The 24,165-nt window shown below is 38.6% G+C and carries 29 protein-coding genes, 1 pseudogene and 1 other annotated feature; of the genes and pseudogenes, 22 read left to right on the top strand and 8 right to left on the bottom strand.

Going from position 1 to position 24,165, the window contains the following annotated elements:
* Positions 1-81: 81 nt before the first annotated feature.
* Positions 82-507, bottom strand: a complete 426-nt coding sequence (locus AZE41_RS10730; protein ID WP_082786561.1) for a ferritin-like domain-containing protein — start codon at positions 505-507, stop codon at positions 82-84.
* A gap of 116 nt (positions 508-623) precedes the next feature.
* On the bottom strand, positions 624-857 hold the full coding sequence (locus AZE41_RS10735; RefSeq protein ID WP_067209100.1) for a hypothetical protein: 234 nt from the start codon (positions 855-857) through the stop codon (positions 624-626).
* A gap of 142 nt (positions 858-999) precedes the next feature.
* On the opposite strand from AZE41_RS10735, the gene AZE41_RS10740 reads away from it, so the two are divergent.
* Entirely contained in the window at positions 1,000-1,239 is a 240-nt protein-coding gene (locus AZE41_RS10740) for a hypothetical protein (RefSeq protein ID WP_067209103.1), read from the top strand.
* A gap of 1 nt (position 1,240) precedes the next feature.
* Here the strand turns inward: AZE41_RS10740 and AZE41_RS22170 are convergent, their stop codons facing one another.
* Positions 1,241-1,411: an aspartyl-phosphate phosphatase Spo0E family protein gene (locus AZE41_RS22170; RefSeq protein WP_082786562.1), complete on the bottom strand. Its 171-nt coding sequence runs from the start codon at positions 1,409-1,411 to the stop codon at positions 1,241-1,243.
* A 204-nt stretch (positions 1,412-1,615) separates the two neighbouring features.
* On the opposite strand from AZE41_RS22170, the gene AZE41_RS10745 reads away from it, so the two are divergent.
* From AZE41_RS10745 to AZE41_RS10780, 8 genes and pseudogenes are all read left to right on the top strand, one after another.
* Entirely contained in the window at positions 1,616-1,903 is a 288-nt protein-coding gene (locus AZE41_RS10745) for a hypothetical protein (RefSeq protein ID WP_067209106.1), read from the top strand.
* Between the two features lie 170 nt (positions 1,904-2,073).
* Positions 2,074-2,652, top strand: coding sequence for a DNA-3-methyladenine glycosylase I (locus AZE41_RS10750; RefSeq protein ID WP_067209109.1), 579 nt, complete (start codon positions 2,074-2,076; stop codon positions 2,650-2,652).
* Positions 2,653-2,852: 200 nt separating this feature from the next.
* Positions 2,853-3,563: a terminase small subunit gene (locus AZE41_RS10755; protein ID WP_067209112.1), complete on the top strand. Its 711-nt coding sequence runs from the start codon at positions 2,853-2,855 to the stop codon at positions 3,561-3,563.
* Positions 3,564-3,694: 131 nt separating this feature from the next.
* Positions 3,695-4,375 (top strand): DUF6710 family protein, encoded by a 681-nt coding sequence (locus tag AZE41_RS10760; RefSeq protein ID WP_067209114.1) that lies wholly within the window; start codon positions 3,695-3,697, stop codon positions 4,373-4,375.
* Between the two features lie 83 nt (positions 4,376-4,458).
* Positions 4,459-4,723: pseudogene (locus AZE41_RS22685) on the top strand (peptidoglycan recognition protein family protein); the annotation flags it as partial.
* Between the two features lie 244 nt (positions 4,724-4,967).
* Positions 4,968-5,213: a hypothetical protein gene (locus AZE41_RS10770; protein WP_067209120.1), complete on the top strand. Its 246-nt coding sequence runs from the start codon at positions 4,968-4,970 to the stop codon at positions 5,211-5,213.
* A gap of 113 nt (positions 5,214-5,326) precedes the next feature.
* The gene (locus AZE41_RS10775; RefSeq protein ID WP_197485395.1) at positions 5,327-5,815 is read left to right on the top strand and encodes a hypothetical protein; all 489 of its coding nucleotides are present in this window, start codon (positions 5,327-5,329) and stop codon (positions 5,813-5,815) included.
* A 463-nt stretch (positions 5,816-6,278) separates the two neighbouring features.
* Positions 6,279-7,289 (top strand): DUF418 domain-containing protein, encoded by a 1,011-nt coding sequence (locus AZE41_RS10780; RefSeq protein ID WP_067209125.1) that lies wholly within the window; start codon positions 6,279-6,281, stop codon positions 7,287-7,289.
* A gap of 207 nt (positions 7,290-7,496) precedes the next feature.
* On the opposite strand, the gene AZE41_RS23665 is transcribed toward AZE41_RS10780, so the two are convergent.
* Both AZE41_RS23665 and AZE41_RS23670 read right to left on the bottom strand, forming a co-directional pair.
* Positions 7,497-7,679: a DNA-directed RNA polymerase subunit alpha C-terminal domain-containing protein gene (locus AZE41_RS23665; RefSeq protein ID WP_067209128.1), complete on the bottom strand. Its 183-nt coding sequence runs from the start codon at positions 7,677-7,679 to the stop codon at positions 7,497-7,499.
* Between the two features lie 175 nt (positions 7,680-7,854).
* Complete coding sequence (locus tag AZE41_RS23670; protein ID WP_418064792.1) at positions 7,855-7,977, bottom strand: DUF3949 domain-containing protein; 123 nt, start codon at positions 7,975-7,977, stop codon at positions 7,855-7,857.
* A gap of 296 nt (positions 7,978-8,273) precedes the next feature.
* Here AZE41_RS23670 and AZE41_RS10790 point away from each other — a divergent pair, with 296 nt between their 5' ends.
* Complete coding sequence (locus tag AZE41_RS10790; RefSeq protein ID WP_067209130.1) at positions 8,274-8,714, top strand: BrxA/BrxB family bacilliredoxin; 441 nt, start codon at positions 8,274-8,276, stop codon at positions 8,712-8,714.
* 98 nt (positions 8,715-8,812) lie between these two features.
* Here AZE41_RS10790 and prli42 read toward each other — a convergent pair whose 3' ends face one another.
* Positions 8,813-8,908, bottom strand: a complete 96-nt coding sequence (gene prli42, locus AZE41_RS22695) for a stressosome-associated protein Prli42 (RefSeq protein ID WP_156476017.1) — start codon at positions 8,906-8,908, stop codon at positions 8,813-8,815.
* Positions 8,909-9,018: 110 nt separating this feature from the next.
* Between prli42 and mce the strand changes: the two genes are divergently transcribed.
* The 6 genes from mce to rnz all read left to right on the top strand — a co-directional run bounded on the left by mce (position 9,019) and on the right by rnz (position 14,977).
* A complete protein-coding gene (mce, locus tag AZE41_RS10795; RefSeq protein WP_067209132.1) occupies positions 9,019-9,429 on the top strand; it encodes a methylmalonyl-CoA epimerase in 411 nt (136 codons plus the stop codon).
* Positions 9,430-9,433: 4 nt separating this feature from the next.
* The gene (locus AZE41_RS10800; RefSeq protein ID WP_067209135.1) at positions 9,434-10,981 is read left to right on the top strand and encodes an acyl-CoA carboxylase subunit beta; all 1,548 of its coding nucleotides are present in this window, start codon (positions 9,434-9,436) and stop codon (positions 10,979-10,981) included.
* Between the two features lie 17 nt (positions 10,982-10,998).
* The gene (locus AZE41_RS10805; RefSeq protein WP_067209137.1) at positions 10,999-12,120 is read left to right on the top strand and encodes a M20/M25/M40 family metallo-hydrolase; all 1,122 of its coding nucleotides are present in this window, start codon (positions 10,999-11,001) and stop codon (positions 12,118-12,120) included.
* A 13-nt stretch (positions 12,121-12,133) separates the two neighbouring features.
* Positions 12,134-12,610 carry a chemotaxis protein CheW gene (locus AZE41_RS10810; RefSeq protein ID WP_067209139.1) on the top strand — a complete coding sequence of 159 codons (477 nt, stop codon included), beginning with the start codon at positions 12,134-12,136 and terminating at the stop codon, positions 12,608-12,610.
* 227 nt (positions 12,611-12,837) lie between these two features.
* Positions 12,838-14,022 carry a DNA polymerase IV gene (locus tag AZE41_RS10815; protein WP_082786564.1) on the top strand — a complete coding sequence of 395 codons (1,185 nt, stop codon included), beginning with the start codon at positions 12,838-12,840 and terminating at the stop codon, positions 14,020-14,022.
* Between the two features lie 16 nt (positions 14,023-14,038).
* Entirely contained in the window at positions 14,039-14,977 is a 939-nt protein-coding gene (gene rnz / locus AZE41_RS10820) for a ribonuclease Z (RefSeq protein ID WP_067209141.1), read from the top strand.
* 139 nt (positions 14,978-15,116) lie between these two features.
* Here the strand turns inward: rnz and AZE41_RS10825 are convergent, their stop codons facing one another.
* On the bottom strand, positions 15,117-15,593 hold the full coding sequence (locus AZE41_RS10825; protein ID WP_067209143.1) for a YbaK/EbsC family protein: 477 nt from the start codon (positions 15,591-15,593) through the stop codon (positions 15,117-15,119).
* A gap of 351 nt (positions 15,594-15,944) precedes the next feature.
* A complete protein-coding gene (namA, locus tag AZE41_RS10830) occupies positions 15,945-16,964 on the bottom strand; it encodes an NADPH dehydrogenase NamA (RefSeq protein WP_067209146.1) in 1,020 nt (339 codons plus the stop codon).
* Between the two features lie 443 nt (positions 16,965-17,407).
* Between namA and AZE41_RS10835 the strand changes: the two genes are divergently transcribed.
* The 6 genes from AZE41_RS10835 (at position 17,408) to AZE41_RS10860 (ending at position 24,121) form a co-directional block, all read left to right on the top strand.
* The gene (locus AZE41_RS10835; RefSeq protein WP_067209149.1) at positions 17,408-18,442 is read left to right on the top strand and encodes a serine hydrolase domain-containing protein; all 1,035 of its coding nucleotides are present in this window, start codon (positions 17,408-17,410) and stop codon (positions 18,440-18,442) included.
* Between the two features lie 54 nt (positions 18,443-18,496).
* Complete coding sequence (locus tag AZE41_RS10840) at positions 18,497-19,057, top strand: GNAT family N-acetyltransferase (RefSeq protein ID WP_067213940.1); 561 nt, start codon at positions 18,497-18,499, stop codon at positions 19,055-19,057.
* Positions 19,058-19,180: 123 nt separating this feature from the next.
* Positions 19,181-19,669: a hypothetical protein gene (locus tag AZE41_RS10845; protein WP_067209151.1), complete on the top strand. Its 489-nt coding sequence runs from the start codon at positions 19,181-19,183 to the stop codon at positions 19,667-19,669.
* 278 nt (positions 19,670-19,947) lie between these two features.
* Positions 19,948-20,216: a binding site (T-box leader), on the top strand.
* Positions 20,217-20,267: 51 nt separating this feature from the next.
* Complete coding sequence (gene metG / locus AZE41_RS10850; RefSeq protein ID WP_067209154.1) at positions 20,268-21,899, top strand: methionine--tRNA ligase; 1,632 nt, start codon at positions 20,268-20,270, stop codon at positions 21,897-21,899.
* A 412-nt stretch (positions 21,900-22,311) separates the two neighbouring features.
* The gene (locus AZE41_RS10855; protein WP_067209157.1) at positions 22,312-22,938 is read left to right on the top strand and encodes a class I SAM-dependent methyltransferase; all 627 of its coding nucleotides are present in this window, start codon (positions 22,312-22,314) and stop codon (positions 22,936-22,938) included.
* 247 nt (positions 22,939-23,185) lie between these two features.
* Complete coding sequence (locus AZE41_RS10860) at positions 23,186-24,121, top strand: aminoglycoside phosphotransferase family protein (protein WP_067209160.1); 936 nt, start codon at positions 23,186-23,188, stop codon at positions 24,119-24,121.
* The last annotated feature ends 44 nt before the right edge of the window (positions 24,122-24,165 follow it).

Consider the following 24,165-nt stretch of genomic DNA (forward strand, 5'->3'; position numbering starts at 1 on the left):
ATAGCAACAGTATTGGTGAACAAGAAAAACATTAAACGTAGAAGTTTTTGGCAATAGACATAATGATCGATTTTGGCTTTGTTAATAATTATTCATAAAATATAAAAACCAAACGGCATGATTTTGTTCGTCAGCTGAGGCCCGTGTAAAAGCGTCTCTAATAACTGGGTTATCGGTATTTCTTGAAATATCGTGATAGAAGTCAACGGTTTCCTGTTCATCTATAAATGCAGCGAGTACCCCACTTCTATAATCGCCAGGACATTGTTTTGTGATTTGAGGAGAAGGTTTTTTTCCTGTTAAAGAAATATAAAGATGCCAAAAGGTTTCGTAGTGTCTGATTTCATCACTTCTAATTTCAAGAATGCGTTTTTTTATTTCGTTGTTTGGAGCCTGGTTCGCTAATAGTTCATAGCAGTAAATTGCTGTGTACTCACCATTAATTGCTTTCGAAATATCATTTAGAACTTCTTTATTTGGGGAAGATTGCATGGAACTTTGATTCATTTTGTAATCAGCTCATTTTCTCAGTGTATGAGTAAGACTAAAAATATGGACCTTGTCTTATGGGAGTGAAAGATTTATTCATAGATGAACAAAGTGATTATTGATTGCTCAAAAAATCAGGATTTAATTTTTGATAATTCACTTGTCAAGACGTCAATTTGTTTTTGCATCTTTTGGAATTTCTGATCTTGTTCTTTTTGATCTTGTTGTTGCTGGACATCATCGAGTATTGATTCTTCTAATGACATAATTGCTGCAATGGTTGAAATAGCATCACCAATTGTGGAAATCGCTGATCCCACAACGGCGAGTTTATCACTAAGATGATCTTCAAGATTATTTGGATTCAATTTTTTCGCCTCCATAACTTAGTCATTTTAAAAGAGCTTCATTGTAATTTAATGCATTAAATTACCTTTGGTGCGGATTTAAAACGAAAGTAAAATAATCAGCAGTATGGTATGCCAAACATTTTGTGAAGGAGGGATAGTAGTGGTGCAGAAACTCACTATTTTTGATACGGTGCCAACAATAGCGTTTGGGCTTGGTGACATGGTTGAACTCGTCGTCAATGTGGAGAAGAAAGAGGTTGAGGATTATTACTATCTCAAATCGCATGAGGGACGGGTTATAAAGGTTTTGCCCAGACAGCCGTACGAGGTTTGGTTTACGAAGTCTAATCGGATTGGGATATTTCGGCATGGTGAATTGAAGAGGAGGAATTATGGATGATTCATAAATCTTTATTTCTCAACCGTTCGTATTCATTTAATAATAAATCAAGCAATTGGCTTGTTTCAACGACTATTGGGTCAGATAGAGCTTTCTCCTTAGCTAGTTTGTTGAGTTGCTTTCTTACTATTTCAATTTGATTGTCCATATCTTCAAGTTTTTTATTGGTCATGTTTGTACCTCCCGATTTTATCTTAGTATCTATAACGAAGGTAGAAAATATACATGTCAATAAAATTTCAAAAGTGCTTTATTTTCATATTAATTTAGATTTTTACCAATAATAAAATAAAAATCAGGTGTAATTGATGACTACTTCTAAATTATTATTGGATCAAAATTCATTTGTCATATGACTCAGAAAGAGTGGAGAAGGATGAACAACGACCATGAACGTGAAAAGTTTAAAAGATTGATGGAGAGCTTTTCGATCGCTGAGTGTGCGAATGCTTTAGGGGAAATGGGGAAAATCAACTCTCGAAAACTTATGGCTGAGATGTCGGAAGGATCCAAGATATTCCGTCAATATTTGGAACATCATCCGAGTATTGAAACGGATATCACGGACGAGGACATGTTGTTGTTACAGACTGATATGGCGCTTGATGCGGGGGATATGGAGCATTTAAGGGGTGCGTGCGAGCGATATAACCTCTCTTACTAGCCCCGATACATACGAGAGATAAATAGAGGGTTTCCCCTTTTTATGACGAATGATGTCATGTGGAGGGGTTATATATTGAGGGAATAAATAGCTGTTTATTCCAAGTGTTAGTAATGCATGTTAATAAATTTTTGGACAAATATAATTAAATGAGTAAGGTTGTGATTCTAATGAGTAATGAAATTCCGTTTAGTAGATGTAGTTGGGCTGAAACGAATACAACTGAAAGAGAATATCATGATAATGAGTGGGGGGTTCCCGTTCATGACGAAAATAAACTGTTTGAGCTACTTATTTTAGAAGGTAAACAGGCGGGCTTAAGCTGGATAACGATTCTGAAAAAACGGGAAACTATAAATGAGGCATTTGATTTTTTTGATCCTAAGATAATCGTGAAGTATGATCAAGACAAGATAGATGAACTTTTGAGTAATACAGGTATTATCAGGAATAAGTTAAAGGTTAATGCTGTCATTACAAATGCTAATGCGTATTTATCATTAATTGATGAATATGGGAGCTTAGATTCTTTTCTATGGAAGTACGTGAATCATGAGCCGATTAAAAATAAATGGACTAAAATATCGGATGTTCCTGCGTCAACGGAATTATCAGATCTGATCAGCAAGGACTTAAAAAAACTAGGATTCAAATTTGTAGGCTCTACAACCATTTATGCATACATGCAGGCAATAGGAATGGTTAATGATCATCTTGTAGAATGTTATCGACACTCGATGTTGAACTAATCCATCTACTTTCGCACCCGTCGTGGTGCTTTTTCTATGCCAAAAATAACGGAGGTGGACGGTGATGTGCCAAACTGGGAAGAGATACAGAAAGAGTGGGAAACAAGTGAAATATCATTCAATGATTTAGCGGAAAGCATGGCGTGAAAGATTCCACCATTCGCAGTAGAAAGAATCGAGAAAAATAGTCAAGAGGAAACGTGAAGCGCGACGCAACGAAAAAGGTAGCAAAAGAAGTCTTTGTCGAGACGGATGATTTAACCGATAAGCAGAGGCTTTTTTGTATTTACTACATTAAGAGCTTTAACGCGACAATGGCAGCTATCAAGGGTGGGTATGCAAGAAATAGTGCTCACGTCGATGGAAGTCGGTTGCTTAGAAATGTTAAGGTGGCAGTCGAAGTCAGAAGACTGAAAGGTGAAATGCACCAGGAAGTCTTCATTATCGCGATGGATGTGTTGAATAAGTACATTCAAATAGCCTTTGCAGACATAACAGACTTTGTTGAGTTCGGAAGTATCGAGATGGAACAACGGCATTCGAAAACGGGCAAGGTTATGTTGGATGCTAATTTCAAACCGATCACCTATAAGATGAGTCATCTTGATTTCAAGAATGACGATGAAGTGGATGGAACTATAATCAGTGAAGTTAAGCAAGGTAAGGATGGAGTATCTATCAAGCTCGCTAGTCGAGAAAAAGCAATGGACTTCCTATCCAAACATTTCGATATGCTACCAGACCACTTCAAACGTCAACTTGAACAAGAAAAATTGAAAATAGCTCATGCAAAAGCATTCGGTAACGAGGATCCTGAACAGTACGAAGATGATGGATTTAACGAAGCACTAGATGCGACAAGGTTGGAGGTGTGGGGCGATGTCGAAAACCCAACCGAAAGCGACGATTAAGTATTTCGCGTTCCTCACGGAGATTTATCAGGTTCCGGAGGCTGAATATTTGGCCGAGCAGGTTGAGCCAGGAAAGTAAATGAAGGATTATTCCTCCTTTTGTAGAATTGTGGGTTAAGGGGGGGATTTATATGTTTTGGAAAAGTAAAAATAAAAAAGAGGAACGCATAATAAATATAAAATTCGAGAATAGCATGTTGATGGCTAAAAATATAATAAACGAAAATACAAATATATCGTTAGATGACTCCGAGCATCCCATTTACCGTGCAATTCATATTTTTGCTTTTTCAATACAGTCTAGATTGTTGCAACCTATTATGACAACTGTAGAGTATGATATTCCTAAAATAGATAATCTTTTTTATCCACCTTATCATGTTTTAAAAGAGAATAACATTCCATTAGAAATTTACGAAGATAGTCAAAATACAACTTCTGTAATGCTTGATTTTAGTAAGGATGTTGTGTTTAGTATTCCGTGGTCTCCGAGAAGATTCATTGGAGCTATTTCTAATATTAGTAGGGAAGAATGGTTATATCATGAATTAAATCATAGAGCAGTATTTATAGAGCCGTTTAAAATAGGATTGATTGAGAATGGATTTCACTCTGGAAGCGTAGGTATACTTAACAGAAAAGGAGTATTACCTGCTGAAAAGTTGAAAATGCATTGTCTGTATGATTGGATTGAAACTGACGGAGTGTATTTTTACAAAAAAGACTCTAGAAAAAAACTATGTGAGGTACAGTCCTTCGAAGAGGCTGTAATATTTGAGATTGGTAGATTGATTATTAATCATACAAGATGAATTCAGCATGTTTCTGTTATTCACTTTCGGACTATTATGCGTCGTAGTGAAATAGACAGGTGAATATAAAAGTACCATACGCCATGAAACCAGAGTATGTGACCATCCACAATACGTACAATGATGCGACGGCAGCTAATGAGATTGCTTACATGACAAGGAATGCAACCGTTGTAGGTTATCGCGTCGCAATCGATGACAAGCACGTTGTACAAGCTATCCCATTTACACGCTACTATCTATCATGCAGGGGATGGACAAGGCAAAGGTAATCGAGCATCTATCGGTATTGAAATCTGTTACTCACAATCAGCCGGTCCAAAGTATGTTTATGCGGAAGCGAATGCCGTCGACTATAATCTTAAATTAAAAGCGGTACTTCCACAGATTAGATTATGGATGAGCAGCTTTTTTTATTTGTCAAATTCCAGAGGTATTCAAATGAATAAGAACGAATAGAGAATAATGCACTGTTTTTGTTTAACCAACACAGCAGTTAAGTGGAAGAAGAAAAGCTATACATAGTCAATTAGTTAAACAGAGGGCGGATTTTGGATATTATCGAAGCTTAGAAAAGGGAGGATATCGTAAATTGGTCAAAAGACGCGGTAATTATGAAATAAGGATTGTAGGTAAACAGCTAAGCTGTACCCACTGTGAAGGTGTCATTTTTAGTCATCGGGAAGTATATATTGATGTAGTACCGTTTGTTGATGAAGAGCAAAAGCAGCAATTAACACTGCAGTCTTTAACTTGCAAAGACTGTGGTAATATTCAGCAGTTCCAACAACTAGCGAAAGGGATGGAAACGAATATCGTTTACAAACAGGTAGATTAGATATGGTAGAAGATTTAAGCTGTGAGGAAAGTCGAATTACTATTTTGAACCGACCGCTTATTTGTCTTTTCTGCGCACATGATTTATTTATTCCGTATAGGACGTACAGAAATGTGGAAAAGCCAGGGATTGATGTGTTTTATGTAAACTATACGGCAGTTTGTACGCATTGTGGTGGTGTGATACAGTTTGGAGATCCGAGCTACTTTAATAATCGAGAGGGTGTTTACGTCTGGGCTTTTGATCAAACTCTCCTTCATGCACGTCCCCCAGAGCCACCTATTATCCGCATAGTAGATGAGGTAAAATTGCAGGCACAAAAAAAATGCTTACATTTAGCACTTCGGCTACTCGTGCAAGAGAAAAATGTAGTTAATACAGTGCTTTCCTTAGCCAAGGAGGAACAGTATTGTAAAGTAATAGCATTATTGGAGTCAAAAACGTGTAAGTTAGTTGAAGAAATCAATGCTGAAAAATGTTTAGCGTCAGCCCTACATCAGTTAATGACGCACTGTATCGTCGACAGTAATCAATTGCTCTCCATCGTAATAAATGAAAGCTATCCAGGAATTGAGCCATTTTTAAAGCAGTATATGAAATGAAAAAGCCTACAGTTGTGGTGCTTTAGTTCAACAAGAGGAGATCGTCAATTGACGGTCTTTTTTATTGGTCCAGTTTTCTGTGGAAAGGTTAAACAAGACCAAATAAAAAGCGGCCACTCTACAGAATTAATTGTGGTTGGCCGCTTTTTATTGAGTAATGAAGTTAAATACTTCCTCATTCGGGCGTTATGTCTATTAGAAGTAAATGTACATACATCACCGTTTGGGTCAGATTATGCATCAAATTTCTGTCTCGCTGTTCAATTACATCTATTAAACATTGGAGAAAAGTGCCCAGCTGTTCGTTCAACTCCTTCATTCGTAATCCAACTTTCATCTAATAGCCGATCTAGCAGGAATTATTAGATGTTGCAAAACTGTAAGGTAAACGTCACCCGAACCGATGGATAGGTATTGGGATTTATCCTACAATGAAATCAGAAATGGAGTGGAGAAATATAGAATGAATAAACGAATTGAGGAACTGGATTATATACGTGGATTCGCCTTGTTGGGAATCATTCTGGTAAATATATTGGCTTTGCTTCAAATAGGTATTCCTGAGCCGCATACAATAGATGCAAGTTATCAACGATTTTTATTTTTATTTGTAGAAGGTCGTTTTTACTCCATTTTTTCATTTTTGTTTGGAGTGGGATTTTATATCTTTCTTACGCGGGCACGAAGTAAAAAACAAAATGGATATGTATTGTTTTTACGTAGAATAGTAATTCTATTTGTATTTGGGATGGTTCATATGTTTTTTCAACCGGGAGAAGCATTAGCAGTTTATGCTGTATGCGGATTACTTGTATTACCGTTCTTTAAAGTAAACAAGCATGTGAACCTTGCTATAGGCATGATGTTGCTTGTCGTGTTTGCAGTTATGGGAGAGAAACTACTCTTAACATTTCCATTGATTTTATTGGGCTTGGTTTGTGGCCAATATCGTATTTTTGAAAACCTTGGTGAAAAAAGACGGCTCTTTATCTTTACAGCAAGCGCGTTAATCTTCAGTGGATTCGCCTTATATGCACAGTATCAATTAGTACCTTACGAACCGTTTTTCAGTATGATAGTTATAGATGAAGAAGGGCCAATTGACGTGGTAAGTAAATTTTTGAGAGCCGGTATAATGGTCGGCCCAGTACTGTCAGCATTTTATGTAGGATTGTTGCTTCTTTTATTACAATCAAAAGTAATAAAACTTGTTCTTTCACCGCTAAAGCATTATGGTCGGATGGCCTTGACCAATTATGTAGGACAAACTGCACTTATTCTACTTGCTGGTAGAGTTTTTAATCTATCAGCAAACCTTTCGTATATGGGAACCTTATATATATGCATAGTAATTTGTGCCATTCAGATGGTGTTCAGTATGATTTGGCTACGCTATTTTAAAATGGGCCCACTTGAATGGATCTGGAGAGTTATTACGTATTGGACAATCATTCCTTTGGTTAAAGAAAAATAATGTACCGGCACAACAGAAATATGTTGAATTTTTTATCGTGCGCCCTGCATGGGAGTAGTCTATAGGGTGCAAGTCCCGAACTTTGAAGGCAGAAGTAACAGTTAGCCTAACGCAAGGGTGTCCATGGGGACGTGGAATCCGAAAGAAAGAAGGGTTTGCAAAAAAAACAACGACCAATCAGATTAGGGAAAGTTCGTTATATTTGTTTTATTGAACTTCTAATATAATCTCGTCAATTACTTCCTCTAACTCTTTCCTAAATATCGGACCCGTACATTCAAGTTCAAAGGTATCTTCAGTGATAAGGTCCTCTAGCGTGTGAATGTCATTCTTTTTAAGTATCTTAGTCAACCGTACACTTAGTTCCAGTATTTCAATTGGTTCTTTCAAATATTTTTCTTTGTCAAAGTGGATATCTTAACCGTGTGGGGGGGTTCTATTAACATGGTGTACGAACTGACAAATTAAAGTATAAACATACAGTAAAAAAGGTAATCCAACCTCGATAAGATTGAGGTAGGATTACCTTTTTGAAAATTACATTGACTTTTCCAACAACCTTCATCTATTTAACCTTTTTGTTGCCTCGATGGCGCATGAAATAAATAAACTGTGCCATTAATGTCGCGGGTAAATTAAAGAGATTACCTTGTAGATTAAGTTGTAACTGTTGCTGCTCAAAACTCATTACTTCATATGTATCGTTATGGGTTAAAACAGATTCTTCAAGCTTTTTTTTTGTAGCTACAATTGCTATATTGAACTGGAATCATAACAAGAAAGTACATCACGAAAACCGAACCGATGATCCAGAATTCCATTACTTCGTTCTCCTCCTTGTCGAATAATTAGTAGTTAGTAGTTTTACGAAAGAAACTGGAAAAGGTTTCATTTTGGGTTATTAATTATTTCGAAATCGATTTTTTGCAGGAAACTCCCTGTCCTGCTATGATAAAGAAGTAAATAGAGAGGGGTTTGATTAACATGAATATGAATTTTGATCTTTATATGAATGATATCCTTAGACAAGCACGTTCAGAGATGGAAGCTAGCGGTTATGAGCAGCTGACAACGCCTGAGCTTGTTGAAGATGCGTTTAAACGTTCTGGCACAACACTTGTAATGGTGAACTCGGTTTGCGGTTGTGCAGGTGGTATCGCACGTCCAGCAGCTGCACACGCAGTGCATTATGACAAACGTCCGGATCACTTAGTAACTGTGTTTGCAGGACAAGACAAAGAAGCAACTGCACAAGCACGTATGCTTTTCGGAGAAGATCACCTGCCTTCATCACCATCATTCGTACTTCTGAAAGACGGCAAGCTTGTCGCTGAAGTTGGACGTTATGAAATCGAAGGACATGATCCAATGTCTGTTGTGACAAATCTACAAAGTCAATTTGAGGAATATTGCGAAGAACTATAAGAAAAGTGCTGGGCGTCTGAAAATGAACTTAGGCTAGACATATAATGCAAAAAACAGTCCGTATGTGCTAGATTGCACATACGGACTGTTTTTTGCTTTTACATGATCATGCTAAGACCGAACATAACACTTGAAGCAAGCATTGCTCCAACCATTACCAAAACAACGACTTTCTGTACTTTACGATTGCTCATTAGTCAAAACTCCTTAAGCTTTATAATTCTATTTTAACAGAATTTATGAATATCACAACATCTAGCCGTTTAATGAGGTAAAATGTACAATAGGGGGAGGGGGAATTGTTATGCAAAAAGTAGACCACGTTGGAATCGCTGTCAAAAGTATCGATGTATCAATAGACTATTACATACATACGCTCGGGCTTACGCTTTTAGCAGTTGAAGAGGTCCCAAGTCAGAACGTGCGCGTCGCGTTCATTGACGCTGGGAATATTAAGCTTGAGTTATTGGAACCACTGGGGAAAGATGGAGCAATTGCGAAATTCATCGAAAAACGTGGTGAAGGGGTTCATCATATCGCATTCGGTGTGACGGATATTCGTTCAAGGATGGCTGAACTGCGGGAAAAAGGCGTTCAGTTACTGCAAGAAGAACCGAAACCAGGTGCTGGTGGAGCGGATGTGGCGTTCCTCCATCCAAAATCATCATTCGGCGTATTGTATGAGCTATGCGATAAAAGCGGCAAAGGGGACTGACAAAATGGATATCTATGATAAAATCAATGAATTATATGATAGAAAAAGAGTGATTGAACTTGGTGGCGGAGACGAGCGAATTGCTAAACAGCATGAAAAAGGGAAGTTGACCGCAAGGGAACGAATTGACTTGCTGCTAGATCCGAATTCATTTGTTGAATTAAATCCGTTTGTTATCCACCGTACGCGTGACTTTGGGATGGACAAGCAAGTAGGCCCTGGGGATGGCGTGGTAACTGGCTACGGGAAAGTTAACGGTAGACCAATATATTTGTTTTCACAGGACTTTACTGTTTTCGGAGGAGCGCTAGGGGAAATGCACGCCATGAAAATCGCCAATGTCATGGATCTCGCTGCTAAAAATGGTGCACCATTCATCGGACTGAATGATTCGGGCGGAGCACGGATTCAAGAAGGTGTCGTCTCACTTGACGGTTATGGTGAAATTTTCTACCGTAATGCTATCTACTCAGGTGTTATTCCACAAATATCAGTCATTCTTGGGCCTTGTGCAGGCGGCGCTGTTTATTCGCCAGCCATCACGGACTTTGTATTCATGACGGATGAAACAAGCCAGATGTTCATCACAGGACCGAAAGTAATTGAGACGGTTACTGGGGAGAAGATTTCGTCTGAAGACCTCGGCGGTTCGAAAGTACATAACTCAATCAGCGGGAATGCCCATTTCCGTGGTAAAGATGAGAAGACTGTTCTCGAAAATGTCCGCAAATTACTTGCTTATTTACCGCAAAACAATACAGAAAAACCGCCAGTCGCAGCTTATGGCGAAGCAGATGATTACCGTGCAAATCTGGCGGATGTCGTACCCTATGAAACTATTCGTCCATATGACATACGGAAGGTTATCGAACAAGTCGTTGATACGGATTCCTTCATGGAAGTTCAAGCTGAATTTGCAAGAAATGCTGTCGTCGGATTGGCCCGTATGAAAGGGGAACCGGTCGGCCTCGTTTGTAATCAGCCGAAAGTAATGGCAGGTGGCCTTGATATTGATTCATCCGATAAAATTGCCCGTTTCATCCGATTTTGTGACTCTTTCAATATTCCAATCATTACTTTTGAAGATGTAACTGGATTCTTCCCGGGCATTAAACAGGAGCATGGTGGTATAATTCGCCACGGTGCAAAAATTTTGTACGCTTATTCGGAAGCAACTGTGCCAAAAATAACGGTTATCCTACGCAAGGCATTTGGCGGTGCTTATGTAGCACTGAACTCTAAATCAATCGGAGCGGATATTGTCTATGCATGGCCAAATGCTGAAATTGCAGTTATGGGTGCGCAAGGCGCTGCGAATATCATCTTTGCCAGAGAAATTGCCAATAGCGACGATCCGGAAGCGATGCGCGCAGAAAAAATCGAGGAATATCGAGAGAAATTCTCAAATCCTTATGTTGCGGCATCACACGGCATGGTCGATGACGTTATTGATCCGCGTGAAACACGCATTAAACTATTGCAAGCACTTGACATGATGCGCAACAAGCAAGAGACTAGACCGAAGAAGAAACACGGTAATATACCGTTATAATTAAGGGGATGCTTTAAATGAATAAACAAAGACTACTAGAAGAATTTTTGGAACTCGTACAAATTGATTCTGAAACGAAAAACGAACGGGCGATTGCTGATGTTTTAACACTAAAAATGGAAGCACTCGGTTTTGATGTTGAGGAAGATGATTCTGACGATCGCACTGGACATGGCGCAGGTAACCTTATTGCGACGTTGAAAGGGACTGCTGAAGGCATCGATCCAATTTATTTCACATGTCATATGGATACTGTCGTTCCTGGTCAAAGTATTAAACCGGAATTGCGTGATGACGGTTATGTCTATTCTGACGGTACGACAATTCTTGGCGCAGATGATAAAGCAGGAATTGCGGCTCTATTTGAAATGGCACGTACATTGAAAGAAAGCGGTAAACCACACGGCGATATTCAGTTCATTATAACAGCAGGTGAAGAAAGTGGCCTAGTCGGGGCGAAAGAGATGGATGCTTCATTGATTACGGCGAAATACGGCTATGCTGTCGACAGTGACCAAAAAGTTGGCGGAATCGTAACTGCTGCACCATTCCAAGCAAAATTATGGACGACAATCCATGGCAAAACAGCACATGCCGGCGTTGCACCTGAAAAAGGAGTTTCGGCCATCAATATCGCGGCTAAATCGATTTCTGCAATGTCCCTGGGTCGTATTGACTCAGAAACAACTGCTAATATCGGACGCTTTGAAGGCGGACAAGCAACGAATATTGTCTGTGATGAAGTTCGTATTTTAGCGGAAGCAAGATCTATCAATCAGGAAAAGCTGAATGAACAGATAGAACATATGATTCGTACATTTGAGCGGACTGCTGAACTAATGGGCGGAACAGCTGAAACAGAAGTTCAGCTGATGTATCCTGGATTTAGTTTTGAAGAAGACGCAGAAGTCGTGCAAACAGCGATGAAGGCCATTAAGAATATCGGACTAACGCCACAGTTAATGACTAGCGGCGGTGGAAGTGACGGTAATGTATTCAATGGCGCAGGTATTCCAACAGTAACACTAGCAGTCGGTTACGAAGAAATTCACACAAAAAATGAGCGGATGCCTGTCGATGAGTTGAACAAGCTGACAGAACTCTTGCTTGAAATCATCCATGTAACAGCGAATAAGTAAAGGAGGGAAAAGGATGAGTGATTTAAAAGCAGTTATTGTCCAATGTGGTAACGAGGAATACGCGATTGCTGTTGATACTGTCGTGTCAATTGAGCGTCTTGAACAAATAAACCCAATCCCACATCTCCCTGAATATATGCTCGGACTTATGCGGATTCGTGGGGAACTTGTTCCGATTCTGGATTTTGAACAGATTCTCTATGGTAAAACTGCACAAGGATATGAAGATGCACGTGTTGTTGTAGTTCAAACTGGCAGTTTATACATTGGTTTACTTGTACTGAATGCGAAAGAAATTCTTGATATTCCAGAAAGTGCTTTAACTTCCTCGGGACTTATTGCGTACTCAAGAACACCTTATTTCACGACAGTTGCAAATTTAGAAAACCGAATGATTACCGTTGTCGATCCTGAGATTTTATCCCAAACGCTTGCTGGGATGGATAAAATCGGCGAGTATGTGGAAGCACAACTAGCACAAGAAAAGTAACCTGTAAGCCGGGCAGTGCCATCTGTCCGGTTTTTGCATGTTATAATTAAATATATTAAATAAATGATTACTAAATAACCTAACTGAAGACGCCTTACATGGGGTAGACGAGGCCCTAAGAATGGTGGCAAAGCTGCTGCGGGAAATACCCCCTTACGCCGTAGCGAATTCAATGGCAATCTTTATTTCTACATAAGAAGTATAAAAGTGAAGGAGGGGAATATGTCTTGAAGACGGTTATTGAATCACAAGCAAAGGTCATACTTCATCTAGATATGAATAGTTTTTTCGCATCCGTCGAACAAGCGCATGACCCTTCCTTGAAAGGTATCGCAATGGCGGTTGCCGGTAATCCAAAAGCACGGAAAGGCATTCTCGTAACGTGTTCGTATGAAGCAAGATCGTTTGGCATTTACACGACGATGACCGTCGGAGAGGCGAAACGTCTATGTCCGGATTTGATAATTGTCCCGCCCGATTTCGAAAAATATCGAATCGCTTCGTCTGCAGTTTTCGACTTGTTACGAACCTTTACTGACCTTGTAGAACCGGTGTCAATTGATGAAGCGTATATCGATATTACTGCGATTGGTGGATTGACCAATGCTGTAAATATTGCATTAGCTATGCAACAACGTCTTTTGCAGGAGCTTGACCTGCCGTGTTCGATTGGTATCGCGCCGAATAAGTTTCTTGCAAAGACTGCGTCAGATATGAAGAAACCGATGGGTATTACGATTTTACGAAAGAGGGAAATTGAATCTATCTTGTGGCCACTTCCGGTTATTGAAATGCATGGAATTGGGAAGAGTACAGAGAAAAAGATGAATGAGTTGGGCCTTTACACAATCGGGGATTTGGCAAAAACAGATGAGATCACCATCAAATCGTCTTTTGGAAAACACGGCATCCGACTACATGAACGTGCAAATGGTATTGACCACCGTTTTGTAGACCCTGAAGCTGCTGAAGAACGAAAAAGTTTTGGCAGCTCAACCACATTACCGGTAGATGAAACTGATTTGGATGAATGCCTGAAGGTTTTCAAATGGTTGGCGTCCAAAGTAGCGGCCCGTCTTGATACTAAACAATTAGCCGGCACAGTCGTCATGATCCAAATACGTACAGCAGACTGGCGTAATCATTCTCGAAGCAGGACGGTCCTTAATCCACTTTATAAAGAACAAGATATTTATAAAGAAGCTGCTGATTTATTTACAAGGCATTGGGATGGCGAACCAATTCGTCTTCTTGGTATTACCGTATCAAATGTGGTTATGATGAATGAACTGCATGAACAGCTATCAATTTATAACTTTGAAAAACATGCGAAAGAAGAGACAATGGATACTTTGCTTTCGCAGTTGGAACAAAAATTCGGTCCTGGAACAGTGAAGCGGGGCATGAAATGAAAGGTGGATATCCGTTATGGAACTACAATTTTTAGGAACTGGGGCGGGTATGCCGTCCAAAATGCGTAATACGTCAGCTGTCGTTTTGAATTTATCGGCCGAAGGGGACGGTTATTGGCTATTCGATTGTGGGGAAGCGACGCAACACCAGATATTACATACATCGCTAAAACCACGGAAAATCGGCAAGATATTTATCACGCATTTGCACGGCGATCATATTTTCGGATTACCCGGATTGATTGGCTCGCGCTCATTCCTTGGTGGCGAGGAGCAACTTGACATTTATGGGCCAACTGGGTTGAATGAATGGATTAAGACAACGTTGCGCGTAACCAATACGCATTTAAACTATGAGCTAATTGTTCATGAAATCGGGGAAGGCGTTGTTTTTGAAGATGCCGATTACCGTGTAACTGCGAAAAATTTACAACATATTATCCCGTGTTTAGGTTATCGGATTGAGCAAAAGCCTCTTCCAGGAAAGTTACTCATCACCAAAGCGAAAGAAGCGGGTGTACCAAACGGTCCGCTACTGAAACAGTTGAAGAGCGGAGAAGATGTGATATTGGAGGACGGGCGAGTTGTTGCCAGTTCGGACGTCACCGGGGAACCGCAAGAAGGATTTATAGTTGCCATTCTTGGTGATACAAATTATTGTAGTGCCGCTGTTGAACTGGCGCAAGACACGGACATTCTCGTTCACGAGGCTACGTTCGATATAGATACGGGAAATCTGGCGAAAGAATATGGCCATTCAACAATCGGGGATGCAGCACGGGTAGCGCAAGAAGCAGGAGCTAAAACGCTTATTGCAAATCATATTAGTGCCCGTTTCATGCCTAGCGACGTGGCGCAATTGCAAAAACAAGGGGAAGCCACTTTCCCTGCACTCCATATTGCGGAAGACTTCTCACGGTTCGAATGGAAAAATGGTGAAGTTATTCGGGACTAAACATGAATTCAGAGTGATATAGGTGCTTTTCAGCCGTTACATCTACTTGAACATAGCAATATCTTATGTGAAAATATGTAAGCTGAAACCCGATTTTTCCTATTGCAGGAAGAATCGGGTTTAGTGTATGTATCAAACATTATTTTACAGAAATAACTTGTCCATTTGTCATTTTCTCGAGTTCATCTGGTGTTAATTGAAATACTGCTTTCGGATGTCCAGCAGCAGCCCAGATCGTTTCATACTTGAAAAGGTCTTCGTCAATTAAGGTTAGTACAGAGTTTTTATGCCCTAATGGAGGAACCCCGCCAATAACAAATCCTGTGGATTCACGGACAAAATCAGCGTCTGCTTTACATAGTTTGTCATTTAGCGTTTGAGCAACTAGTTTCTCATCAATGCGATTGATTCCACTCGCAACAACTAATAGCGGCTCATTTGTACTTTTTAGTTTGAATATAATCGATTTAGCAATCTGCGCGACCTCACACCCTAAGGCATCTGCCGCTTCTTGAGCAGTTCGAGCGCTGTCTGTCAATTTGACGACCTCGTTTGGATGTCCTAATTCCAATAGTTTCTCTTGTACTTGTTTAACACTAGTCGTTAACTTCTGCATTTATCTCAATCCCTTCAAACATTTTCGTTTAATAGACAATATTCTACAAAGTTATAACCTTTACCTTTATTTTTGGTGAACACTCAGAAAGGTTATATAACTCCATTAGGAGATATTTGGAACTACTACAGAGAATTGAATGAGTTAGACAAATACTTTATCTGGTTCGTGAAGTTTCCACGAATTTAATATCTCGAGTAGGTGAATAAATTATATTTACTATTTGTAGATACCTAAGAGGATACTCTACAGGCATATCACTAAAAAAGTAGTAGTGCGAACCTGTGCCAGGGTTTGCACTACTACTTTTTCATTTATAAATTACTGTCCAATATTGGCAGGATAACTTATTTAAAACATCCAGCCTCGCTCATACTGTTTCGGCGACTGGATCTCAACACGAAGGTCTTTTGCCGCTGTATATGCCCAGTACGGGTCGCGCAATAGTTCGCGTGCCAGCAAAATCATATCGGCGCGGCCGTTTTTCAAGATTTCTTCTGCTTGGATACCAGTTGTGATCAGGCCAACTGCGCCCGTTAATATATCGGCACCATCTTTAATTGTTTCCGAAAATTTCACTTGATAGCCAGGAAATGAATCAATTGCGGCTGGGACGACCGCTCCGGAACTAACATCAATTAGATCGACGCCTTGCTCTTTCATCCACTTCGCCATTTCAATGTACGCAACGGACGTCATGCCTCCGTCAGTATAATCATGTGCGGATATTCGGACGAGCAAGGGACCTTCCCAAACAGTGCGAACTACGTCGATAATTTCACGTAACAAGCGATAGCGGTTTACTGCAGAGCCGCCGTAATCATCCGTCCGTTTATTCGATAAAGGCGACAAGAATTCATTAATAAGATAGCCATGTGCACCATGGAGTTCAATGACGTCAAACCCGGCTTTCTTCGCACGAATTGCACCTTCCTTGAATGCTTGTACAGTCGTTTTTATATCGTCTATAGTCATTTCAACAGGCGATTTATACTTTTCATTGAATGCAATTGCGGACGGTGCATAAATATCGCCGTCAACTGTCGCTTTACGTCCAGCATGTGCGAGCTGGATGCCCGTTTTCGCGCCATGCTGTTGCATGAGATGGACCACTTCTGTTAATCCCGCAATATGATCGTCGCTCCAGATGCCAAGATCTTGTGAGGAAATTCGTCCCGCAGGTTGTACTGCTGTAGCCTCAACAATGATAAGGCCAACTTGACCGACAGCACGTGTGGCGTAATGTGTCTTATGCCAATCCTCAATCATTCCGTCTTCGTTATGGCTCGAATACATACACATCGGTGACATAACGATGCGGTTTTTAAATTCAACATCGCGTATTGTAAATGGTTCAAATAACTTTGCCATGTTTTTAACCCCCTAAATGATTAATACGATTAGTATAACAAATGCGGGAATATAAGGCGGGGGTCCCGACTTGGAAAGATGATTGGCATTAACACGATTTTTCAAAAAAAGTGTCAGAGAACGACCCCCTAAATAGCAGGAGAAGTTATCACCATTCTAGAAGAGTTATCTATCAAAGGAAAAGTTGGTGGGAAAATGGAGGCTTTTTTAGTTATAGATGTGCAAAATGGAATAGTGAATTTCGGTAATTTTCAAGAGAGCTGTCAATAATCAAGATTGTTATTAAGGATTTCAAGGCTAATGGAAAACCTGTTATTTTCATTAGGCATTGGTCAGATGCAATTGAAGTATTGGATTACGAGGAATTTGTCAAAGAGTATAAACTATCTAACTTACGTTGAAGCAAAGATATGACTTAAAACAGATACATTGGGGGAATAAAAGTGAACATAAAAATTACAGAGCAGATTGCAAAAATTCAAAGTAGTAATCATTTCTCAGGTACTGTATTTGTTAAAGATGGGGAAAGGATTTTGGCAGATGTAAGCTATGGTTATGCCAATCGTTCTGAACAATTAAAAAATCAAACAACATCTCGATATGGAATAGCGTCTGGATGTAAGCTTTTCACATCAATTGCAATTTGTCAGCTTGTAGAAGAAGGAAAACTATCTTTTGATACGACTATAGGAGAATGTCTTGATTTAGATTTTCCGTATTTAGACGAAAAGATAACCATCCACCATTTACTGACGCATACTACAGGAATGCCAGATTATTTCGATGAAGAAGTCATGGATGACTTTGAGGAACTGTGGGTCAAAAATCCGATGTATCACTTAAGACGTTTGAGCGACTTTTTGCCACTTTTTCAAAATGAGCACATGAAATCTCCGAAAGTAGGGCGGTTTCACTACAATAATGCAGGTTATATTTTGCTAGGTTTGATAGTTGAACAAGTAAGTGGACTTGTCTTTACTGACTACGTTGAAGAACGTATTTTTAAAGAAGTCGGCATGTTAGAATCAGGATACTTTGCGTTTGATGCTCTTCCGCAAGGGACTGCTTTAGGGTATATAGATAATTCAGACGGAACATGGAAAACGAATATTTATTCACTACCAGTAAAAGGCGGTTCGGATGGCGGAGCATATGTAACAGCAAAAGATATGGTTAGGCTATGGGAAGCCTTGATGAACCATCGACTTCTAAATGAGGTACTAACCAATCAGTTACTCACGGCTCATACTCAAGTCGATGAAGATAGCTTTTATGGATATGGCATATGGATTAAGAAAAATGAAAAAGGTGTATTTAAGTATCATGTAATGGGCTATGATCCTGGAGTTAGCTTTCACTCCGCTTATTTTCCCAATTCATCTCAAATAGTTGTTGTATGCTCAAACAAGTCAACAGGAGCATCTGACATTATGAATGGAATTGAAGAGGAACTGACAAGGTTCCAAGCCTTTAAATAAAAAATGACTTGAACCTTATTAAAATTGACGAAGAGGAGAGTGGGAAAGTTAGATATGGGGATTTTTTTGATTGGGGAATATCTTAAAAGTGAAAGAGTAATAATGCGAGAAATTGAAGAGAAAGATTGGGTAGATGTTCATAAATATGCATCGCAACAACTAGTGTGTCAGTACCAACCGTGGGGACCAAACTCTGAGGAGGAATCTGAAGAGTTTGTAAAACAAGTTATTGTAGATGCAAAAAAGAAACCAAGAAGTCGATTTGTATTTGCCATAATTTTAAGGGAAAACGGAAACATGATTGGGGCAGCTGAGTTAAATATCCAAGATTATAGCAATAAAATCGGAGAAATTGGCTACATTATAAATCCAGATTTTTGGGGAATGGGATATGCAACAGAGGCAGCGAAATTGGTAATTGAATTCAGTTTTAAAAATTTTAATCTCCATCGTATTTATGCGACATGCGACCCAAGAAATGTTGCTTCATCAAAGGTGCTAGAGAAAATAGGCATGACAAAAGAAGGTAGAATACGTGAGGATTTACTACTAAAAGATGGATGGCGTGATTCCCTTTTATACAGTATTTTAGTTCATGAGTGGAGTGGAAAATAGAGTGCTAAATTTTCACCAAAAGATGATAAATAACTTTAATACCGAATCGATTTCTTTGCAAAAAAAACGAGTGAAAGTTACTACTATATATAAATATAGTTTTGACTGATAGAAGGGGAAATTATGAATAGAGAACATTATTTATATGAAGAATTTATATGTATTTCTGGATTATTAAACCAACAGTTAGACATTGTACCCGTCTTATATGGTTCATTAGGTCTTGGAAAAGTAACAAATATCGACTTTTCTCCTCAAGATATTGATATACTTGTGCCCTTAACTTATTTAGAAGAAAAATGGAAATTTCTCCAACATACCATGGAACAGCTAGGCTATAGAATGGTTAACTTACAGGAACATGAATTTATTAAAAATGATATTAAAATTGGGTTTGCTTTTACGGAAGATTTATTGGAATTTGCGGATGTAGATTATACAAGTTTAAACCTATTTGAAGATGCTGGTTCAGAATACTATTTACCTACGATTTTGGATTTCGTTAAAGTCTATAATAAATCGCTAGAAGATGGCTATAGAAGAACAAAAAATAACAATAAGGACTTGGATAAATTAGAGATTTTAAATATAATTATACAGAATACATTATAATTACAATGAATATAAGTTCTCAAAATGGCATAGTCTAAATGAGGAAATAACTTACATAAAAGTAACTAGATTAAGTTTTACAATCGAAATAATTTTTGGGGCAACTCATTATTCACAAATCCCATATGTAATGCATGGTGACTCCTTTACTTGTAATAATCCACTGTAGTGTATCGCTGACGTTGTGATACAAGTATGGTTAACATGACCACGAAATACGTTTATTTATTATTTGCATTTACACACACACTTCTCTATAATCAATTCAAACCTTATATCAAACGGCAATGACGAGGAAAAGTAATGAGACGATGTTATATAGAGAGCTTCTGTTGGTGGAAATGAAGCAAACTAGTCTGATGAACATGATCTCCGAGCTTTGCACTGAAAATCCGCGGATGAGTAGGCTGCAACAAGATTTGGCACTTGTTACAAATGTCAAAGTATACTCGCAGGATTTGTAGCGACGTACTTACTAAGACAAGTGGCGTGAGCTATTTGTGAACTAAGGTGGTACCACGAGTGAAATATTAACCTCGTCCTTATCGATACGATAAGTGGCGGGGTTTTTTGTATGCCCTAAAAAGGAGGAATTGGTTTGAGCATTTTAATTGGGGGCGCGTGGCCATATGCCAATGGGTCATTGCATTTAGGTCATATCGCAGCGTTGTTACCGGGGGATATTTTAGCGAGGTATTACCGACTAAAGGGTGAATCCGTCTTATATGTGTCTGGTAGCGATTGTAATGGTACACCTATTTCGATTAGGGCCAATCAAGAAGGGCTAGCGATTCAAGATATCGCAGATCGCTATCATCAAGAATTTATAGAAAGCTTTGCGATACTGGGATTTAGTTATGATTTTTATTCCAGAACGGATAGTCAACAACATCATGAAGTTGTCCAGCGGATTTTCTTGCAGCTACTTGAGAATGGATATATTTATAAAAAAGAGATTGAACAAACCTATTGTGAGTTTGACCACCAATTTTTACCAGACCGCTATGTGGAGGGAGTTTGTCCGAACTGTGGACATCCATCTCGTGGGGATCAATGTGATAATTGTTCAACCATCCTTGATCCGCTTGATTTAATTGACCGTAAATGCAAAATTTGTGGCAATGAACCAACCACAAAGGCAACGGAACACTTCTACTTTTCATTAAGTTCATTTCAACATGAGCTAGAAGAGCAAGTTAAGAAGGTTCGGGCAAACAAAGCGTGGAGAGAAAATGCCATCCATTTATCAGAAAGATATTTGACAGAAGGTTTACATGACCGCGCTGTGTCCAGAGATTTACAAAATGGAGTTAGTGTCCCAGTACAAGGTTATGAGGATAAAAAAGTATACGTTTGGATTGAAGCAGTATCAGGTTATTATTCGGCCAGTCAACAATGGGCGATTGACACTAATCAAAATGATGAAGCTTTTTGGAATGAAGAGACCGTATCTTACTATGTACATGGGAAAGACAACATTCCCTTCCACTCGATTATTTGGCCATCTATTTTATCGGGTATTGGAAAGGACGCTTTTCCAACACATATCGTTTCAAACGAGTACTTAACATTAGAAAAAATGAAACTATCAACGAGCAAAAACTGGGCTGTGTGGGTTCCCGCCATTTTGGAAAGTTATGATCCTGACTCCATTCGATACTTTCTAACTGCAAATGCACCTGAAAATAGAGACGCTGATTTTTCGTGGCGTGAATTCATTTTCAGTCATAATTCTGAGCTTCTTGGTGCTTACGGTAACCTCGTAAATCGGACGTTGAAGTTTATTGACAAATCATTTGAAGGGGCTGTTTCTGGTAACCTGGATTTAGATATTGTAGAAATGACTCAATCTAGATATGGTGAGATTGGTCACTTGATTGAACAAGGTCATTTCAAACAAGCGATTGAAACGATTTTTGAAACCATTCGCTTCGGAAATAAATACTTTGATACAAAACAACCTTGGAAAGAAATCCATGAGAACAGGGAAGAGTGCAAGAATATTTTACTTACATGTGTGCATATTATTGCAAATTGTGCTCAGTTATTATCGCCATTCCTACCTTTTTCAAGTGATAAAGTAAAAGCAATGTTGAATTTAGCACCATTTACTTGGGAACCCATAGAAAAATCAATATATCAAACCTTTCAAGTAAGTCCTTTATTTGAACGAATCGATTTAAATCAGATTGAGATCGAATTAGAAAAGTTGAAATTGAATGCAATATAAGCAAAGGCTCGAGAGTATAACAATAACTAAACCGCTATTCAACGTTGTAAGTTAATAACATCGAGGGCTTACTCCCTAGGAAGCGTTGATGGGAAAAATCAAATGCTGGATAAGGCTAAATCTTTTGTCAGAAAGTCTTCAATACTAAACTATTTCACAAAATATGAGTTGCGCTATATCCCTCAAAAAAATCATTTCATATTGAGTGGTTCCGAAATGCGAAATATTATGATAATATCTATGTATCTATGAAAGGTGGAGTTTATTATGAAAAAAACTACTATTATCTATCGATGCAACGTCTTAGAGGAAACGATCGGCGACTAATCGGGTAAATTAAATTATTTAAAAAGACTATTTTTAAATAAAAAGAAATGCTCGATTGCTCGTTCGAATTATAGGGGGAGCATTCATGTTAAATCAGCAAGGATTTAATTTATGGGCGAATGACTATGATCAAACAGTACAAGTGTGTGAAGAAAAAAATTTGTATCCGTTTGCTGGATACAAAAAAATATTGAATACTATTTTTAATGAGGTCATGCAAAAGCAGCAATCAACCATTTTAGATATAGGGTTTGGCACAGCGGCTTTAACGAGTCGACTTTATGAAAATGGGCATCACATAGATGGTTTAGATTTTTCTACTCAGATGATTGCGGTTGCTCAGTCTAAAATGCCAATGGCAAATTTGGTGGAGTGGGATATTACCAAGGGCTTTCCTGATTCTTTTGAAGTCAATAAGTATGACTTTATTATAAGCACATATGCGCTGCATCATATTGCGGATGAAGAGAAAATCACCTTTATCAAGAGTTTGCTACCTCTACTTTCAGCGAATGGGAAAATATTCATTGGGGATATTGCATTTCATACACGTAAGGAGCTTGATATTTGTAGACATAATAGCATTGAATATTGGGATGAGGATGAGTTTTATTTAGTCTCCAATGAAATCAAATACTCGTTAAAAAACGTTTGTAAATGTGAATTTCATCGCGTATCGCATTGTGGCGGTGTATTCATGGTTACGAGGTAAATATAAAATTTATAGTCGAAATGATAAATTGAGTTGTTTCGGCAACTCATTTTTTCTGTAATTAATGAAGGTGGTTATTAACTTTGAACTCGTGTAAGAGTCAGTGGCATTTAATGGTTAATTTCGATTTTTCTACACTATAAAATAAGGAGGTTACACTACGTGAATATTTAAAAAGCGACTTTCAATTTAGAAGTATTCTAGGCGATAAATCTATCAATAAAGTAAATTGATATGGGGGAAACATATGAATGGACTAGCAGTATTAAAAAGATTCGGCTTTCAAACTCAAGAAGAACCGAAAAGTATTTATCCTTTCTCCCCGGTATATCGAGTTAACAGTGAAATGAATGATTTTATTGTTAAGAAAACACAGAGACCAATTGAGCGTGCACAAAGACTGATGAGGTATACGACCAACTTAAAAGAAAATGGAGTAAATGTGGTAACACCAGTTAGTTTAAGTGTGGAAAACCCTCAATCAATCGGAGAGGATACATATGTAGTTTATCCATTTATTAAGGGAGCGCAGTATTACGGTAAAGATGACGAAATCATAGCAGCAGGCAAACTATTGGGGGAAATACACAGCCTTTCGCCCATGGAAAATACGTTTGAATTAGAAGAATATGATGTTTTTGATTTTAATGTGGACGAAGTGGCAGAGAGTGTTCAAAAGATAGAAAAATACGCTGCACGTTATGATTTTAAAATTGAAGGTATTCAACTGAAAAAGAAATTAGTAGAAGTAGTTAATCAGCAAGAAGAATTGAAAAATAGCGGTTTGCAATTTGTACTCACTCCACATGACTTCAAAGCGAATAACTTAATCTATACACCAGATCCTTATTTAATAGATCCTGATAATGCCAGTTGGATTCCACGTATTTTTGATGTAGCATTAGCCCTACTTTTATTTCATAATGAATTATCAACCGCTCCAGACAAACCATTTACGCCTGAACAATGGCAATTATTCCTGCAAGGCTATAAAAAATATAGTAGTCTTACCGATCTAGATTACGTTTATTGGGAAAAAGCAGTAGAGCATGTTTTTCTAGATGAGGTTATGTGGTTAATGGCCGATGTAGAGGATGATTGGGCTAATCCATCCCAGAGACACCTTTTTGAAGGGCTTATCAAGATCGTATACGATCCTTCAAGCTATAGTCTAAATTGTTAGGTTAAGTCTGAATTTATTATGCGTATTTCAATGTTGCGGGAATT

This window comes from Sporosarcina psychrophila (assembly GCF_001590685.1).
Classification (GTDB): domain Bacteria; phylum Bacillota; class Bacilli; order Bacillales_A; family Planococcaceae; genus Sporosarcina; species Sporosarcina psychrophila.

Coding starts and splice junctions, on each gene's coding strand:
- AZE41_RS10730 (WP_082786561.1), bottom strand. CDS start 507: ATGAATCAAAGTTCCATGCAATCTTCCCCAAATAAAGAAGTTCTAAAT.
- AZE41_RS10810 (WP_067209139.1), top strand. CDS start 12,134: ATGAGTGATTTAAAAGCAGTTATTGTCCAATGTGGTAACGAGGAATAC.
- AZE41_RS10750 (WP_067209109.1), top strand. CDS start 2,074: ATGAGTAATGAAATTCCGTTTAGTAGATGTAGTTGGGCTGAAACGAAT.
- namA (WP_067209146.1), bottom strand. CDS start 16,964: ATGGCAAAGTTATTTGAACCATTTACAATACGCGATGTTGAATTTAAA.
- AZE41_RS22170 (WP_082786562.1), bottom strand. CDS start 1,411: ATGACCAATAAAAAACTTGAAGATATGGACAATCAAATTGAAATAGTA.
- prli42 (WP_156476017.1), bottom strand. CDS start 8,908: ATGAGCAATCGTAAAGTACAGAAAGTCGTTGTTTTGGTAATGGTTGGA.
- AZE41_RS10825 (WP_067209143.1), bottom strand. CDS start 15,593: ATGCAGAAGTTAACGACTAGTGTTAAACAAGTACAAGAGAAACTATTG.
- rnz (WP_067209141.1), top strand. CDS start 14,039: ATGGAACTACAATTTTTAGGAACTGGGGCGGGTATGCCGTCCAAAATG.
- AZE41_RS10800 (WP_067209135.1), top strand. CDS start 9,434: ATGGATATCTATGATAAAATCAATGAATTATATGATAGAAAAAGAGTG.
- AZE41_RS10860 (WP_067209160.1), top strand. CDS start 23,186: ATGAATGGACTAGCAGTATTAAAAAGATTCGGCTTTCAAACTCAAGAA.
- AZE41_RS10745 (WP_067209106.1), top strand. CDS start 1,616: ATGAACAACGACCATGAACGTGAAAAGTTTAAAAGATTGATGGAGAGC.
- AZE41_RS10805 (WP_067209137.1), top strand. CDS start 10,999: ATGAATAAACAAAGACTACTAGAAGAATTTTTGGAACTCGTACAAATT.
- AZE41_RS10780 (WP_067209125.1), top strand. CDS start 6,279: ATGAATAAACGAATTGAGGAACTGGATTATATACGTGGATTCGCCTTG.
- mce (WP_067209132.1), top strand. CDS start 9,019: ATGCAAAAAGTAGACCACGTTGGAATCGCTGTCAAAAGTATCGATGTA.
- AZE41_RS10790 (WP_067209130.1), top strand. CDS start 8,274: ATGAATATGAATTTTGATCTTTATATGAATGATATCCTTAGACAAGCA.
- AZE41_RS23670 (WP_418064792.1), bottom strand. CDS start 7,977: ATGAGTTTTGAGCAGCAACAGTTACAACTTAATCTACAAGGTAATCTC.
- AZE41_RS10840 (WP_067213940.1), top strand. CDS start 18,497: ATGGGGATTTTTTTGATTGGGGAATATCTTAAAAGTGAAAGAGTAATA.
- AZE41_RS10845 (WP_067209151.1), top strand. CDS start 19,181: ATGAATAGAGAACATTATTTATATGAAGAATTTATATGTATTTCTGGA.
- AZE41_RS10760 (WP_067209114.1), top strand. CDS start 3,695: ATGTTTTGGAAAAGTAAAAATAAAAAAGAGGAACGCATAATAAATATA.
- AZE41_RS10855 (WP_067209157.1), top strand. CDS start 22,312: ATGTTAAATCAGCAAGGATTTAATTTATGGGCGAATGACTATGATCAA.